At 67.7% G+C, this 12,592-nt stretch carries 13 protein-coding genes; 5 read left to right on the forward strand and 8 right to left on the reverse strand.

The features are described from left to right. Positions 1 to 49: 49 nt before the first annotated feature. Entirely contained in the window at positions 50 to 1,495 is a 1,446-nt protein-coding gene (locus tag ABIC44_RS03715) for an aminotransferase-like domain-containing protein (RefSeq protein WP_502959816.1), read from the forward strand. Here the strand turns inward: ABIC44_RS03715 and ABIC44_RS03720 are convergent. Continuing rightward, a complete protein-coding gene (locus tag ABIC44_RS03720) occupies positions 1,475 to 2,392 on the reverse strand; it encodes a LysR family transcriptional regulator (RefSeq protein WP_354293735.1) in 918 nt (305 codons plus the stop codon). The genes ABIC44_RS03715 and ABIC44_RS03720 overlap by 21 nt on opposite strands. Before the next feature lie 91 nt (positions 2,393 to 2,483). Between ABIC44_RS03720 and ABIC44_RS03725 the strand changes: the two genes are divergently transcribed. Both ABIC44_RS03725 and ABIC44_RS03730 read left to right on the forward strand, forming a co-directional pair. Continuing rightward, a complete protein-coding gene (locus tag ABIC44_RS03725) occupies positions 2,484 to 3,518 on the forward strand; it encodes an aldo/keto reductase (protein ID WP_354293736.1) in 1,035 nt (344 codons plus the stop codon). Positions 3,519 to 3,531: 13 nt separating this feature from the next. Then, complete coding sequence (locus ABIC44_RS03730) at positions 3,532 to 4,695, forward strand: MFS transporter (protein ID WP_354293737.1); 1,164 nt, start codon at positions 3,532 to 3,534, stop codon at positions 4,693 to 4,695. On the opposite strand, the gene ABIC44_RS03735 is transcribed toward ABIC44_RS03730, so the two are convergent. The 5 genes from ABIC44_RS03735 to ABIC44_RS03755 form a co-directional block, all read right to left on the reverse strand. Then, on the reverse strand, positions 4,665 to 5,546 hold the full coding sequence (locus ABIC44_RS03735; protein ID WP_354293738.1) for a sigma-70 family RNA polymerase sigma factor: 882 nt from the start codon (positions 5,544 to 5,546) through the stop codon (positions 4,665 to 4,667). The two genes, ABIC44_RS03730 and ABIC44_RS03735, sit on opposite strands and share 31 nt — an antisense overlap. Beyond that, complete coding sequence (locus ABIC44_RS03740; RefSeq protein ID WP_347091793.1) at positions 5,539 to 5,991, reverse strand: carboxymuconolactone decarboxylase family protein; 453 nt, start codon at positions 5,989 to 5,991, stop codon at positions 5,539 to 5,541. The genes ABIC44_RS03735 and ABIC44_RS03740 overlap by 8 nt, the downstream gene beginning before the upstream one ends. An 86-nt stretch (positions 5,992 to 6,077) precedes the next feature. Further along, positions 6,078 to 6,626 (reverse strand): GNAT family N-acetyltransferase, encoded by a 549-nt coding sequence (locus tag ABIC44_RS03745; protein ID WP_354293740.1) that lies wholly within the window; start codon positions 6,624 to 6,626, stop codon positions 6,078 to 6,080. Continuing rightward, positions 6,623 to 7,540, reverse strand: coding sequence for a bifunctional helix-turn-helix transcriptional regulator/GNAT family N-acetyltransferase (locus ABIC44_RS03750; protein ID WP_354293946.1), 918 nt, complete (start codon positions 7,538 to 7,540; stop codon positions 6,623 to 6,625). Before ABIC44_RS03750 ends, ABIC44_RS03745 begins: the two co-directional genes overlap by 4 nt. Positions 7,541 to 7,580: 40 nt before the next feature. Next, the gene (locus ABIC44_RS03755) at positions 7,581 to 8,477 is read right to left on the reverse strand and encodes an AraC family transcriptional regulator (RefSeq protein ID WP_354293742.1); all 897 of its coding nucleotides are present in this window, start codon (positions 8,475 to 8,477) and stop codon (positions 7,581 to 7,583) included. A 150-nt stretch (positions 8,478 to 8,627) separates the two neighbouring features. Here ABIC44_RS03755 and ABIC44_RS03760 point away from each other — a divergent pair, with 150 nt between their 5' ends. Then, positions 8,628 to 9,644: an aldo/keto reductase gene (locus ABIC44_RS03760; RefSeq protein WP_354293744.1), complete on the forward strand. Its 1,017-nt coding sequence runs from the start codon at positions 8,628 to 8,630 to the stop codon at positions 9,642 to 9,644. A gap of 72 nt (positions 9,645 to 9,716) precedes the next feature. Here the strand turns inward: ABIC44_RS03760 and ABIC44_RS03765 are convergent, their stop codons facing one another. Together ABIC44_RS03765 and ABIC44_RS03770 are read right to left on the reverse strand one after the other, a co-directional pair. Then, positions 9,717 to 10,457, reverse strand: coding sequence for a metallophosphoesterase family protein (locus ABIC44_RS03765; RefSeq protein ID WP_354293745.1), 741 nt, complete (start codon positions 10,455 to 10,457; stop codon positions 9,717 to 9,719). 98 nt (positions 10,458 to 10,555) lie between these two features. Continuing rightward, positions 10,556 to 11,557, reverse strand: coding sequence for a quinone oxidoreductase family protein (locus ABIC44_RS03770; RefSeq protein WP_354293746.1), 1,002 nt, complete (start codon positions 11,555 to 11,557; stop codon positions 10,556 to 10,558). Between the two features lie 93 nt (positions 11,558 to 11,650). Between ABIC44_RS03770 and ABIC44_RS03775 the strand changes: the two genes are divergently transcribed. Then, positions 11,651 to 12,538: a LysR family transcriptional regulator gene (locus ABIC44_RS03775; RefSeq protein WP_354293748.1), complete on the forward strand. Its 888-nt coding sequence runs from the start codon at positions 11,651 to 11,653 to the stop codon at positions 12,536 to 12,538. The last annotated feature ends 54 nt before the right edge of the window (positions 12,539 to 12,592 follow it).

A 12,592-nucleotide genomic window follows, 5' to 3' on the forward strand; every position in this document is an offset into this window, starting at 1 on the left:
CGTCCTATCGCGCGACGACTGGCGCCGACAGATACACATCGGTACGATCATGCCAAACTGTATTGATGAGATTGGCAGTACGATGGCGAGCATCCCCGACGAAACCCGCACCGGCATGGTGGTCCGCGCGATCCGCGACCGGATCGATGCCCGCGCGCTGACGCCGGGCGCACGGCTGCCGTCGATCCGCGCGATGGCCGAGACGAGCGACGTCGCGCGCTCGACGGTGGTCGAGGCCTATGATCGCCTCGCCGCCGAGGGCGTCATTCGCTCGCGACCGGGATCAGGCTTTTATGTCGCGGCGCCCTTGGCCCCGCTGGCGCTGGATCGGCTGGCCAGCACGAAAGAACGCGAGGTCGATCCACTCTGGATGCTGCGTCAGTCGCTGGGCGAGCGACGACACGAATTGATGCCGGGATGCGGCTGGCTACCCGATGATTGGCTGGCGGGCGATGCCCTCCGCAAGGCAATGCGCGGGGCGGCGCGATCCGACGAGAACGGCACGCTGGCGGGCTATGCGTCCCCCTTGGGTTCGCCCCAGCTCAGGGCGTTGCTGGCGAGGCGGATGGCGGATCAGGGGATTGAGGCTGGCCCCGACCAAATCCTGCTGACCGACAGCGGCACGCACGCGCTCGATCTGGTGTGCCGTTTCCTGCTCCAACCAGGCGATACCGTGCTGGTTGACGACCCATGCTATTTCAACTTCCTGGCGCTTCTGCGGGCGCACCGCGCCAAGGTCGTCGGCGTGCCGATGACACCCACCGGGCCCGACGTCACCGCCTTCGCCGAGGCCGCTGCGACCCATCGGCCGCGCTTCTATCTGACGAACTCAGGCGTCCATAACCCGACCGGCGCGTCACTCGTCGCCGCCACCGCGCACCGGCTGCTCAAGATTGCTGAAGCGCATGACATGGTCGTCGTCGAGGACGACATCTTCGCCGACTTCGAACACACGCCGTCTCCACGATTGGCGGCCTTCGATGGCCTCGACCGGACGATCCGCATTGGCAGCTTCTCCAAGTCGCTGTCGGCGGCGGTGCGCTGTGGCCATATCGCGGCGCGACCCGACTGGATCGAAGGGTTGGCCGACCTACGCATCGCGACGTCGATGGCGGGCAGTCCGCTCGCCGCCAACCTGCTCCACGCGGTGCTGACCGATGGCAGCTATCGGCGTCACGTTGACGGTGTCCGGACCCGGCTGGCTCGGGCTACGGCCCGGGTGGCGAAACGTCTACGGGCCATCGGTATCGAGCCATGGACCGACCCGGCGGCGGGCATCTTCCTATGGGCGCGATTGCCCAATGGCGTCGACGCCGTTGAGCTCGCACGCAGGGCGATTGATGCAGGGATCGTTCTAGCACCGGGTCCGGTGTTCAGCACCAGCGGCGGATGGCGCGATCACATGCGCTTCAACGTCGCGATGAGCGATGACGACCGGCTGTACGCCTTTCTGGAATCGGCCGTGCCGCGCCTGCTACTCGAACCGGCTGGCTAAGCGCTCGACCAGGAAATCGACGAACACCCGCACCCGCGCGGGCGTGGTGGAGCCTCCGACGAAGACGGCGTGGATCAGCTCGACGTCGCCCGGATTATAGTCCTCGAGCAGCGGTACGAGCCGCCCGTCCGCGATCTCAGCCGCGACGCTGAAGCGGCCGACGCGGGTGATGCCGACCCCGGCAGCGGCGAGATGGCCCAGCGTCTCGCCATTGTTGGCGACGATGCCGCCCTCGACGGACAGCGCGAAATCCCGGCCGTCGCGGCGGAACGGCCAGGTGGGCTCGGCCCGTCGGAAGCTGAAGTTGAGGCAGTTGTGGGCGTGCAGGTCCTCCGGGACCCGCGGCGTGCCCGCCCGGGCTAGATAGTCCGGTGAGGCGACGATCACCCGTCCCCCTTCGGACAATTTGCGCGCGGTGAGCCCGCTGTCCGCGAGCGGGCCGAACCGGACGGCGACATCGGCCTGCCCACCGGCCACATCGACCAGCGTGTCGGTCAGCGCCACGTCGATCAGGATGTGCGGATAGGCCCGCGCGAACTCGCCGAGCAGCGGCACGACACACAACCGGCCATGCGCCAGCGCGGCACTGATCCGCAGTCGTCCGCGCGGCGCGCCCTGATCGGCGATCTGTTGCTCGGCATCATCGAGATCGGCGAGGATACGGCGGGCTGCGAGCAGATAGGCTTGCCCCTCGGCGGTCAGCGTCAACGCGCGGGTGGAGCGCAGCAGCAGCCGTACGCCCAGCCGCGCCTCGATCCGGTCGATCGCGCGCGCCACCGCCGAGGGCGTCAGCCCGAGCGTGCGACCGGCGGCGGAGAAGCTGCCTTCCTCCACCACGCTCGCGAACAAGGCAAGCGACCGGGCGCGATCGTCGTTGCCAGCTACCTTTGCGTCCAAGGCATAGATCCTTTGCACCGACGGACGGTTCCGCCACGCTGCTTCACCGTCCATCTATGCGCCTGACAATGACATTCGCAAAGGAGGTGTCATGGAATATCGGCAATTGGGATCGTCCGGCCTGCGCGTTCCGGCGCTGTCGTTCGGGGCGGGCACGTTCGGCGGCAAGGGGCCGCTGTTCAGCGCCTGGGGCACAAGCGATGCCGTGGAGGCGCGGCGGCTGGTCGATATCTGCCTCGACGCGGGGGTGACGCTGTTCGATACCGCCGACGTCTATTCGGATGGCGCGTCGGAACAGGTGCTGGGCGAAGCGATCAAGGGGCGGCGTGATGCCGTCCTGATCTCGACCAAGACCGGCCTGCCGATGGGTGACGGTCCGCAGGACTGGGGCGCGTCGCGGGCGCGGCTGATCGGCGCGGTCGAGGCGGCGTTGCGGCGGCTCGGCACCGACCGGATCGACCTGCTCCAGCTTCACGCCTTCGACGCGTCAACGCCGACCGAAGAGGTGATGGGCACGCTCGACCGGCTGATCGCCGACGGCAAGGTGCGTTATGCCGGCGTCTCCAACTATCCCGGCTGGCAGATCATGAAGGCGCAAGCGTTGGCCGATCGTCATGGCTGGCCGCGTCTGGTCGCGCATCAGGTCTATTATTCGTTGATCGGCCGCGCCTATGAATGGGATCTGATGCCGCTGGCGGCGGATCAGGGTGTCGGCGCGCTGGTCTGGAGCCCGCTTGGCTGGGGGCGGCTGACCGGAAAGATCGGGCGGGGATGGCCGATCCCGGCGGGCAGTCGCCTGCACGAAACCGCGCAGTTCGCGCCGCCGGTCGAGGACGAGCATCTCTACCGCGTCGTCGATGCGCTGGAGGCGGTGGCGGCTGAGACCGGCAAGACGGTCCCGCAGGTCGCGATCAACTGGCTGCTGCGGCGGCCGACCGTATCGTCGGTCATCATCGGCGCACGCGACGAGGTGCAGTTGCGCGACAATCTGGGTGCTGTCGGCTGGGCGCTGACGCCCGAGCAGGTGGCGACGCTCGACGCGGCAAGCGACGTGCTGCCGCCCTATCCGTACACCCCCTATCGGCAGCAGGAGGGTTTTGCCCGCCTCGCGCCGCCGATGGTTTGAGGGAGCCACGCTCATGAAATTCAACCTCGGATTGCTCGCACTGGCGGTCGGTGCCTTCGGCATCGGCGTGACCGAGTTCGCGCCGATGGGCCTGTTGCCGGTGATCGCAAGCGACCTGCATGTGTCGATCCCTGCCGCCGGGCTGCTGGTCAGCGCCTATGCGATGGGCGTGCTGATCGGCGCGCCGTTGATGACGCTCACCACCGGGCGGATCGACCGGCGGACACTGCTGATCGCACTTATGGGCATCTTCACGCTCGGCAACGCACTGTCGGCGGTCGCGGGTGGATATTGGATGCTGATGGCGGCGCGGGTCGTCACCTCGTTCAACCATGGCGCGTTCTTCGGCGTCGGATCCGTGGTCGCCGCCAGCCTCGTGCCGCCGGACAAGCGCGCGGGCGCGGTGGCGGCGATGTTCACCGGGCTGACTGTCGCGACCATCGGCGGCGTGCCGGCGGCGACCTGGGTCAGCGAGGCGATCGGGTGGCGCACGGCGTTCGCCGGGATCGCAGGCGTCGGCGCGATCGCGATGCTGTCGCTGCGGCTCGCGCTGCCACCGCTGCCGGCTGCGGTGGGCGGCGACATGCGCGCCGAACTGCGGGTACTGACGCGCGGGCCGGTGGTGATGGCGCTGGCCCTGACCACGATCGGCTTTGGCGGCGTGTTCACCGTGTTCACTTATATCGTACCGATCCTGCGCGATGTGACGCATGGTTCGACCGGCTATGTCACCGCGATGTTGATGCTGTTCGGCGTCGGCGCGACGATCGGCAACGGCGTCGGCGGGCGGCTGGCCGACCGTTCGGTCGACCGGGCGCTCATGCTGATGCTGGCGATCATGGCGCTGACGCTGCTCGCCTTCACCGTTCTCATGCAATGGCCGGTGACCGCCGCGATCGCCATCCTAATCTGGGGCATCGCCAGCTTCGCGATCGTGCCGCCCTTGCAGATGCGGGTAATGGACGCCGCCTCGGACGCGCCGAACCTCGCCTCCGCGATGAACATCGGCGCGTTCAATCTCGGCAATGCGATAGGCGCGGCGCTCGGCGGCGGCGTGATCGGCGCCGGGCTGGGGTTGCAGATCGTGTCGCTAGCCGGTGCGGCGATGGCGGCAGCGGCACTGGTGATGCTGATAGCATTCCGGCGTCAGCCGCGTGCGACCGCCTGTCCGGTCTGAAGAGCGGTCGCGACGCGGATGAGCTTGTCCGGATTGCGGACGATGTAGATCGCCGCGATCCGGCCATCGCGGATGTCGAGCGCGGTGGTCTGGAGCACGCCGCCGCCCGCGCGGCTGATATAGCCGGGCAGACCGTCGATCGTGGCGAAGCGGATCACTTCCACCGGCGCGTCGGGGTATTTGCGACGCAGCCCCATGAACAAGCGCTGCGCCTTTGCCAGACCCCGGATGATGTTGTGGAATGCCAGGACGCGCCCACCGCCATCGGAATGGATCGCGACGTCCTCTGCCAGCAGGTCCGACAGAGCACGCGCGTCACCGTCTCGCGCCGCCGCGAAGAAGGCGCGGGTGATCCGGGCGGCTTCCTGCGCATCGACCGGATAGCGCGGCCGCGCCTCCGCGACATGCCGTCGGGCGCGGGAGGCGAGTTGCCGCACGGTGGCCGGTGCGCGGTCCAGCGTCCTGGCCACCTCGATCAACGCGACGTCGAACACATCGTGGAGCAGGAAGGCGGCCCGTTCCAACGGTGACAGCCGCTCCATGGCCAGCATGAGCGTAACCGTCAGATCGTCGGCCACCTCGTCCGGATCGGTTGTGCCGAGCAGCGGCTCGGGCAACCATGTGCCGACATAGGTCTCCCGCCGTACCCGCGCCGACTTCAGGTGATCGAGGCAGAGCCGCGTGACGACCCGAGTCAGCCACGCGGCGGGTACCTCGACCTCTTCCGCCCGCGACCAGCGCAACCAGGCGTCCTGCACCAGATCCTCCGCTTCGGCGAACGAGCCGGTCATGCGATAGGCCAGCCTGACGAGCCGCGGCCGCTCCGCCTCGAACAACGCGGCGTCAGGCATCGTCCACCGGATGCGCGACGCGGAAAGCCACCTGGAGGCGGTTCCAGGTGTTGATCGCCCCGATCGCCATGGTCAGCCAGACCTGCTCTGCATCGGAAAATGCCGCCTTGAGCGCGTCATAGTCCGCATCGGGCGCCCCCGTCTCGGGCAGCAGCGTCAACGCCTCCGCCCAGCCAAGTGCGGCCCGCTCGCGATCCGAATAGAGCGTCGATTCCCGCCATGCGCTTAGCATGTACAGGCGCATCTCGCTTTCACCATGACGGCGTAGGTCGGTCGCATGCATGTGCAGGCAGAAGGCGCAGCCGTTAATCTGCGACACGCGGAATTTCACCAGTTCGAGCAGATCGTGGTCGAGGCCGCTTTTCGTGAAGCTCTGCTCCAGCGCCGTCATGGCCTTGATCGCTTCCGGGGCCAGAGCGTGTGGGTTGGCGATACGCGGTGTCATGGTCGGTCTCCTCAAGGTTCGAAACCATGACGAGACAGCGGCGACCGGTGTGACATGCCGGTGCAAAATCTTCGCCCGCTGCCCCGCTACGCCGGATCGCGCAGCCGCTTCCGCATCCGGGTCAACGGCACGACGACCCCGTCGACATGGGTATCGGCGCGCTCAGCCGGCTCGTAACCGCAGGCCGCGTAGAGCGGGACGCCGCCGGCCGTGCCCATCAGTTCAACGGCGGCGAACCCTTCCGCCCGTGCCGCTTGCTCGCAGTGGTCGAGGATCATCCGGCCGATACCCCGCCGGACATGATCCGGGTGGGTGTACATGGCGCGGATGCGAGCGGCGTCCTTCACCGGATCGAGCAGCGCCGGGTCGCGCAGGCTCATGCTATGGTCGCCGCCATAGAGCGTCGCGCGGCGGCTCCATCCGCCGCAGCCGACCGGCACGCCATGGTCCTCGACGACGAAGTACGTGCCGTCGCGCACCAATTGCGTGTCCAGCCCCATCACCGAGCGGCTGGCGACGATCTGCGCCGGGGTCAGCACCGCCGCCTGGCCGCGATCGATCGACAGCGTCATCAATTCGCGGAGCGTTCCGAGGTCGGCTTCGGTCGCGAGGCGGATCGTCAGGACGCTGGTCACGCCGCCAGCTCCCGCCGCCAGGTTTCGCCCTGGAGCGGAACGCCGAACCGCTCATGCATCGCCGTCTCGACGCATGCGAAACCATGCGCGGCATAGAGGCGCCGAGCGGACTCCAGCACGCTGTGGGTCCACAGCGTCAACGCGCGATAGCCCTTCTCCCGTGCGAAGGCGACGCAAGCGCCGACCAGCGCATCGCCGATGCCCCGGCGGCGGGCGAAGGGCTCGACATGCAGCAGCCGCAGCCGGGCAAGGCCATCGCCCTCGTCAGTGACGAACACCGCGCCCGCCATCACCCCGTCGATCTCGGCGACCCAGCATTGCTCGCGCTCGGGATCGAAGTCGCGCAGGAACGCTGCGGTCACCTCGCTTTCGATCACCTCCAGCTCGCGACCCCAGCCGTGACTTTTGGCATAGAGGAGCGACTGGCGCGCCGCGATCAACGCGGGCTCGCCGGCGCGGAAGGGCCGGATCACGAACGGTCCACCCGATGCCGGGTCGAGCAGTAGCCGCGCACGCGTCAGGGCCTCGACCAGATCGCGCCGAGCCTGACCGTCCACCGTGCCGAGCAGATCGCCGACGGCATGGCTCTGGCGGTGGTCGACGATGGCGAAAGCCTCACGTCCCGCCTCGGTCAGCCGCAGGTCACGCGCACGGGCGTCATTGTCGCGGCGCACGCGCACGATCCAGCCGCGCTTCTCGAAGCGTGCGACCAAGCGGCTGAGATAGCCCGCGTCCATGCCCAGCGCGTCCTGCAACACGCTGGCGGTGACCGGCTCGCGCGTGGCGATCTCGAACAGCAACCGTGCTTCGGGCAGGCTCGCCTCGGTGCCGAGGAACCGTGCGTCGAGCGCGCCGATCGTCTGGGTATAGAAGCGGTTGAACCGGCGGATCGCGGTGATGTCTGCATCTTCCATATCCGCCATGCTGGATCATTTTAGTTGACTAAGTCAAGTATCAGGGCAGCGCCGGCTCTGGCGCCAACTGCGCGCGAAGGGCGGCCGCATCGCGACCCGGCGGAGCGCCGAACAGGCGGCGATAGTCGCGGCTGAACTGCGACAGGCTCTCGTAACCGATCGCGAAGCCCACCCGCGCGACCTCCTCGGCGGCGACCAGGCGGCGGCGTGCTTCCTGCAAGCGGACCTGCTTCTGGAACTGCACCGGCGTCATCGTCGTCACCGTCTTGAAATGGCGGTGGAAGCCGGGGACGCTCATGCCCGCCAGCGCGGCGAGGTCGGCCACGCGCAGCGTCTCGGCATAATGATCGCGGATGAACGCCGTCGCGCGGCCGATCCGCGCGGCATGGGTATCGACTAGACCCATCTGGCGCAGTGCCGGTCCCAGCGTGCCGCCGAGCAACCGCCAGACGATCTCGCGTCGGATCAGCGGGGCGAGCACCGCCTGATCGGCCGGGTGGTCAAGCAGGTCAAGCAGACGCCTGAGAGGATCGCGCAGCGCCGGGTCATGGTCGCTGGTCGCCAGCGCATTGAAGGCGGCGGCCGGGCCCGGCGCGCTCACCTGCTCCGCCACCAATTCGCCCACGGTCACCGGCTCGATTGCCAGCGACAGCGCCAGATAGGGCGCGTCCGCGCTCGCCCTGACGATGCGTGACGTGACCGGCAGGTCGACCGAGGCGAGCAGGCATTGACCCTCGGCATAATGATAGGCCGTCGGCCCCAGCATCGACATCTTCGCTCCCTGCACGACGAGGCAGAAGGACGGCCGATAGACCGTGCGGATGATGCCGGTCGGCTCCTCCGCGCGGGTGATGAGCAGGCCCGGGATTGGCGTTTCGCGACCATGGACGAACCAATGGCGCTCGATCAGTTGGGCAAGGTCGGACAGCGTCGTCATGGCAGAGATCGTAGCTCCGCCGACCACCGAATGCACCGGCGCAAGCTCCACTTTGATAGGATCAGGCAGGACTTTGATCGGATCGGCGTCGCGGCGCCGAGCGTTCGCGGCGTATCTCCGGCTCATCCATTCCAACAGGAGTATCATCCCATGCGTATGCGCCAGCTCGGCCATAGCGGCCTGTTCGTGTCCGAACTCTGCCTCGGCACCATGACCTTCGGCGGCAGCGAGGGCATATGGGGCCAGATCGGCCAGCTTCGCCAGGACGAAGCCGATGCGCTGGTCCGGACCGCGCGCGATGCCGGCATCAACTTCATCGACACCGCCAATGTCTATGCCGGCGGCGAGAGCGAGCGTATCCTCGGCCAATCGCTCAAGAACCTGGGCATCGCGCGCGACGATGTCGTGATCGCGACCAAGGTGTTGGGGCCGATGGGCGATGGTCCCAATGCGCGCGGCGCCTCGCGCGGCCAAATCCTCAGCCAGTGCAAGCAGAGCCTTCAGCGGCTGGGGCTCGACCATATCGACCTCTATCAAATCCACGGCTTCGATCCTGCGACGCCGATCGAGGAGACACTGGAGGCGCTCGACACGCTCGTCCGTCACGGTCACGTCCGCTATCTCGGCTTGTCCAACTGGGCGGCGTGGCAGGTGGTGAAGGCGGTCGGCATCGCCGAGGCGCGGCGGCTCGCGCCGATCCTGTCGCTCCAGGCCTATTACACATTGGTTGGCCGCGACCTGGAGCGCGAGATCGTGCCGATGCTGCGGTCCGAGAAGATCGGGCTGATGGTGTGGAGCCCGCTGGCCGGTGGGTATCTGTCGGGCAAATATGACGGCGAGGGCCAAGCGGCGGACGGGCGGCGTGCGAATTTCGACTTTCCGCCGGTCGATCGCACCCGTGGCTCGGTGGCGATCCCCGAGATGCGCCGCATCGCCGAGGCGAAGGGCTGCACCGTCGCGCAAGTCGCGCTCGCCTGGTTGCTCCACCAGCCGGTGGTCACGAGCGTGATCGTCGGGGCCAAGCGGGTCGACCAGCTCACCGACAATATTGCCGCGACCGAGGTCTCGCTCGACGCGGACGACCTTGCCGCGCTCGACGCGGTGACGAAGCTGCCAGCGGAATATCCCGGCTGGATGCTGGAGCGCCAAGGCGGCTATCGCGCCTGACGGTCGCAAGTTCGGTGGGATGGTTTCTCGATTGTCCCACCGCTCCGACCGTCCGTTCAGAGGAACAGGGGATCATCCGGGCGGGATACGACCGGTCCGGGCGGCATGGGCAAAGGCCGGAAAGCCGAATGCCTCCGCCTGACGCGCCGCGATCTCATAGTCATAAGGCACGCCGTACAGTTGGGCTGCCCATCCGGTGCTACGACGCTCGACGATGGCATAGCGCGCCAGCGGGCTGCCCGCCTCCATGACGTGCGGGGTCGCACCCCGGTCCCGGTAGCACGGCATCCCGACGCTGCCGGGATTGACGATCAGCACGCCATCGACCGCCACGATCCGCGGCGTATGCGTATGCCCGCACAGCACCAGACTGGCCGACCCGATGCCCTTCAGCCGCGGCCGAATGGCGGTGTCGGCATCCAGCGTGGCGCGACCGGAGGTCACGTCCTCGAGCAGATATTCCAGATCCCCGCCCGCCGGGCTGCCGTGGCAGGCGAAGACGTCGCCATCACCGAGGGTGAGCGTCGCGGGCAGACCCTCGATCCAGGCCCAATGCTCTTGGGTCAGGAGAGGCCGCGCCAGAACGTCGAACGCCCCGTCGCTGCCGTCCTGCAACTGCCGCTCATGGTTCCCGGCGATGGTGAGATAGCCGGCACGCATCTGAAGTTCGGCGCTTGCCCCAGGATCGAACGGGCCGGACACGAGGTCGCCCAGATTGACGACCAGGTCGGGCGCGGCGGCGGACATCGCGTCCCGAACGGCCTCCAGCGCAGCCAGATTTCCATGGGCGTCGGCAATGACCCCGATCTTCAATGCTTCCCCCTTGGCCGAAACGCAGCGACATCCCGGATGAGCATGGCAGGTGCTTCCGCGAAACGCCATGCACGCCTAGCGGCCACCAGCGACCGCCGTTACCCGAGCTCGGGGATCAGGACGATCTTGCCCGCGAAACTGCGATCCTCCAGCAGGCGATGGGCAGCGGTCCCCTCGCTCAGCGGAAATGTGGTGATTTTAGGCGCAGTAATGGTGCCAGCCCGCAAGGCCGCGAACAGCCTGTCGGTGCGGCTCTGTCGGCTTTCCGCGCGGTTTAGATAGGTCCAGAGGTCGCCGCCGACGACACCCTTGGAATGCTCCATCAGGGACAGCGGATCGATCGCGGGCGGTGGGCCGCCCGCCTTGCCGAAGATCACCACGCGGCCACCGGGACGCAAGGCGGCGAGGCTGTCGTGGAGCGTGGTGCCGATCGAATCATAGACCACATCGACGCCGTCTCCGGTCGCCCGCCGCACCTGCGCCACCCAATCGTCATAGCCATAGACCGCACTCGCGCCGTTCGACCGCGCCTGTTCGCGCTTGGACGGGGTCGAGGCCAGCGCATGGACCTCGGCCCCCAGCGCCGCCGCCATCTGGGTCAGCAGCCGCCCGACGCCGCCCGATGCGGCCTGGACTAGCACGCGGTCGCCGGCGGCCATCCTGCCGCTATCCTCGACCAGATATTGCGCCGTCACGCCTTGCAGCAACAGCGCGGCGGCGGTGCGATCGTCGATATCGTCCGGCAGCGCGACCAGACGATCGGCGGGCGCGCAGACCCGCTCGGCATGGGCGCGCGGTACGTCGAGAAACCCGACCCGCTGCCCGATCCGCCAGCGAACGACGCCGGTCCCGACCGCGACAATGCGTCCCGCCCCCTCATAGCCGCCGATCCATGGCGCCTCGCCGTCCAGCACATAGACGCCCTGACGACGGTAGATGTCAGCGAAGTTCAGGCCGACCGCGCGGGTTTCCACCAGCACCGAGCCGGCGTCCAACTCGTGATCCGAAAAAGCGCCATAGCGCAGGACCTCGGGTCCCCCGAACCGATCGAAGAACAAGGCGTTCACTGCACTATCCTCGACATGCCCATCGCCGATCATCCTTGTTTTGGTTGCCAATGACCGGAGGATGCCTGCTGGACTGGGCTGGAAACAGCCGCATAGGATGCGAAGTGCTCGAACTAGGGGTTTGCAATGGACCGATTGACCAGCATGGCGATCTTCGTATCGGTCGTCGACCTCGGCAGTTTCACCGCCGCGGCCAAGGCGCACGACATCTCGGCAACGATGGTGGCCAAGCATGTCAACGCCTTGGAAGCGCGGCTCGACACCCGCCTGCTGCACCGGACGACCCGGCGGTTGTCGCCGACCGAGGCCGGTCGACGATTCACCGAATCCTGTCGTCGCGTGCTGGCGGATGTCGCGAGCGCCGAGGCGGTGGGTGCCGAGGTGGCGCAGACGCCGGTCGGTCGGCTTCGCATTGCCGCACCGATCGCCTTCGGCACCGAACGGGTCGCGCCCCTGCTGGCGACCTATCTCGACCGCTTTCCGGACATGCAGGCGGACCTGGTGCTGAGTGACCGCAAGGTCGATCTGATCGAGGAGAGTTTCGACCTGGCCTTTCGTATCGGCGCGCTGGAGGACGACTGGTTGGTCGCCCATCCGCTCGCTCCCTATCGGCTGATGCTCGCTGCCGCGCCGGGCTATCTCGAACGCCACCGTCACCCGGAGACGCCCGACGACTTGCGCGAACATCGGCTGATCGGCTTCGCGCAGTTCGGCGCGGACGACCGCTGGACACTGGTCGGTCCGGGTGGTGCACATGTCGTGCCGCTGCCCCCGCCGCGCCTGCGTATCAATCACGCGGCCGCCCTGCGGCAGGCGGCGGTCGCGGGCTATGGCATCATTCTGCAATCGCGGGTGACGCTGGACGGTGATCTGGCGTCGGGGCGCCTGATCCCGGTCCTGGCGGATCACGCGCCCGAACCTCGTCCGCTGACGCTCGTCCGCCTGCCCGATCGTCGCATGACGGCAGGCCTGCGCGCCTTTGTCGACATGGCGGTTTCGGCGTTCAACGACTAAGCATGAAGCAACGCGATGACGCTCGAAGCCGGTCCATTCATCACCGGAGCGCCA

This window comes from Sphingomonas sp. 1185 (genome assembly GCF_040544655.1).
In the GTDB taxonomy this organism is placed as follows: Bacteria; Pseudomonadota; Alphaproteobacteria; order Sphingomonadales; family Sphingomonadaceae; genus Sphingomonas.

Bases quoted from the DNA above. Each gene is read 5' to 3' on its own strand.
- ABIC44_RS03740 (WP_347091793.1), bottom strand. From the start codon at position 5,991: ATGACACCGCGTATCGCCAACCCACACGCTCTGGCCCCGGAAGCGATC.
- ABIC44_RS03730 (WP_354293737.1), top strand. From the start codon at position 3,532: ATGAAATTCAACCTCGGATTGCTCGCACTGGCGGTCGGTGCCTTCGGC.
- ABIC44_RS03750 (WP_354293946.1), bottom strand. From the start codon at position 7,540: ATGGAAGATGCAGACATCACCGCGATCCGCCGGTTCAACCGCTTCTAT.
- ABIC44_RS03755 (WP_354293742.1), bottom strand. From the start codon at position 8,477: ATGACGACGCTGTCCGACCTTGCCCAACTGATCGAGCGCCATTGGTTC.
- ABIC44_RS03770 (WP_354293746.1), bottom strand. From the start codon at position 11,557: ATGATCGGCGATGGGCATGTCGAGGATAGTGCAGTGAACGCCTTGTTC.
- ABIC44_RS03735 (WP_354293738.1), bottom strand. From the start codon at position 5,546: ATGCCTGACGCCGCGTTGTTCGAGGCGGAGCGGCCGCGGCTCGTCAGG.
- ABIC44_RS03715 (WP_502959816.1), top strand. From the start codon at position 50: ATGCCAAACTGTATTGATGAGATTGGCAGTACGATGGCGAGCATCCCC.
- ABIC44_RS03760 (WP_354293744.1), top strand. From the start codon at position 8,628: ATGCGTATGCGCCAGCTCGGCCATAGCGGCCTGTTCGTGTCCGAACTC.
- ABIC44_RS03725 (WP_354293736.1), top strand. From the start codon at position 2,484: ATGGAATATCGGCAATTGGGATCGTCCGGCCTGCGCGTTCCGGCGCTG.
- ABIC44_RS03775 (WP_354293748.1), top strand. From the start codon at position 11,651: ATGGACCGATTGACCAGCATGGCGATCTTCGTATCGGTCGTCGACCTC.